Genomic DNA, 2274 nt, shown 5'->3' with positions numbered 1-2274 from the left:
ATCTATCTTAACGAGCCTCTGCTCGATAACAGTTCAGGCTACTTGTGGTTTTTGACCCACCATCGCCTGGAAGCCTCTACTTCTCTAGTTTCTAGAGCTTCGCAGCTTCAACGAATCGCACTACCTTCAAAGCTCTGTTTTCTAAGTGAGCGCGATCAGCGTACGCTGGCACTGCGTGATCGCCACTATTGTAGGGGTAACTCTGCCAGTTGATTTCTGGGGGGACAACCTCTGGGACAACCCTTGTCCCAACCTCTGGGACAGCTTCTATTCTTTTCTCTGTCTGGGTTGGGACAACCTCGACAACTGAAGCAGAATTATTTAACAGATTTTTCTTTTCAACCTCTTCTACTTGTGTGACAGTTGAGAAATTGTCACAATGATGTGAGAGGTTGAAATGATTTTTCTCAAAGTTTTCAAAAGGGTTGTCCCAGTTGTCCCGTTCCTTATCTAATAAGGTTTCTGGGGTTGTCCCACAGGTTGTCCCGTAGTTGTCCTTGGGGTTGTCCCCCTTTTTTTGAGCCAGAATTTCTTCTACTGTCAGGTCTTTATCATAAGGCGAACGCAATCTCAATCCCTTAATCACTCTGGCTCGTTTCCCAGCTATCGTTAATCTGGCTTTTTCAGTTAACCATCCCAAAGTCCGATTAGTTAATTCGATTAATTCTGCTGAAAAGTTTTGTGGTGATTTTGCCGAACGCTTAGTTTGTTGACAATATAGGGCGTAACTTCCATAGAGGGTAGAACAAGTCGCATCATAATCTTCGGCTACTTTCCATTCATGAGCATTACTACCAATTGGTACACAATCTGTATTATCTTGTATGACCCATTCATTCACCCAGGCTGCCAAGCCCTCACTCCTAATCTGCGATTCCCACACTGTTGTCGATAAAGAGCGATCGCCTATCCCCTTCAACACTGCTTCGATTTCTGTCTCTGGAATACTCAACAGGTAAGAAGTAAATGCTCCTAATTCCCCCTCAAACTCTTTCATCAAGTCTTTTTTCTTGTGATTGGGACATTGGTAATCAAAGGGAATCATGCTGACTCTGCGGGTCAACCATGAACCCAGATTGGTGTGGAAGATGGGGAAGTTGGAAGTTACAACTGTTAAACCACCAAATACGTACTCAAAACCGTTCTCAAACAGTCTCCGACCCGATAATCTGTCTTGACCCGTTAGTCTCTTGAAATTACTCATCTTTTTGGGTGCTTTATCTTGGTCTGGCAGCACTACTAATCTTTTACCAAAAATACGGGCTATCTCGTGCTTGTCCTCTAATTCTGATAAATTCATTGTGGCTGTGTTTGATTCTCCTACAAGAGCCGTTAGCAAAGTAGTAAAGGTACTTTTACCACTGCCTCCTCCACCAATCAGGTGCAGGAATTTCTGTAGGTCATTCCTCCCTCTCAATACCGCAGCAGCGAAACAAAGTAACAATTCTTTATATTCTTGATTCCCCTTAGTAGCTTCGTCCAGCCAATTCGCGATCGCACTCCACCCCGTTTCGATAATGGTGTAATCTCTTGGAAGTTGCCACGTGAATTTGAATCCTGGATTATGGTCGTGTAGCTTGTTTGTAGCCAGTTCTAGCACTCCGTTCCTAAAGGGCAACCAATCTGTTGAAGATTTTTCGTCCCACTTCCTAATAAATAATTCTCTTTTTAAAGTGCCGATGATATTTTCAACATAAGCGTTAGTACCATATCCCTTGATATTCCGAGCCTTGAGGATGCCGTGTATTTCGGCTGCTAAGTAATCTTTACTAACAAGAGTCCAAATTCCTTCTGTCTCCAGACTGTAGGTTAACCAGGTTTTTAATTCATCACAATATACCCAGCGATCGCTATATTGCTCCGCTATCTCTACACCAACAATGTCTGGTTTTGGTATTTTGTTTCCATCTACGGTGGTGAAGGCATCCGAGCCGTATTTAGAGTACCAATCATCAAAGCAGTAGGCTTGGCTTAATAATTGTTTACGGAATTCTTCTATTCCTTGATTTTTGATGAAATCATCCACGCCTTTGCCGTCCCTTTCGTCCCATTCTGGTAAAGAATATACAGGCACATTATACTTCTGTATCTGTCGGGCTAGTTTGATTAATGCCTGTTTAACTGGCTTCTTCGTATAGGTATCTGCGTCAAAGGCAAAGATAAATCCAAATCCTTCCTTTGCAAATCTTTCTAACTCAGGAACTAAATAACGTTTTCCTTGGGGGTCATCCTTACTTGATGTCAGCCCCATCTCTACTCCTAATAAGGCAAGAG

At 42.8% G+C, this 2274-nt stretch carries 1 protein-coding gene; it reads right to left on the bottom strand.

Going from position 1 to position 2274, the window contains the following annotated elements; genetic code table 11:
• Positions 1-91: 91 nt before the first annotated feature.
• On the bottom strand, positions 92-2274 hold a 2183-nt coding region (locus H1P_RS32835; RefSeq protein ID WP_144875615.1), incomplete at its 5' end, for a DUF3854 domain-containing protein.

Origin of the sequence: Hyella patelloides LEGE 07179, assembly GCF_900659865.1 — a bacterium.
Classification (GTDB): domain Bacteria; phylum Cyanobacteriota; class Cyanobacteriia; order Cyanobacteriales; family Xenococcaceae; genus Hyella; species Hyella patelloides.
The sequence above is the reverse complement of the archived record's forward strand: the minus strand, read 5'-3'. Positions and strand labels throughout refer to the sequence as shown.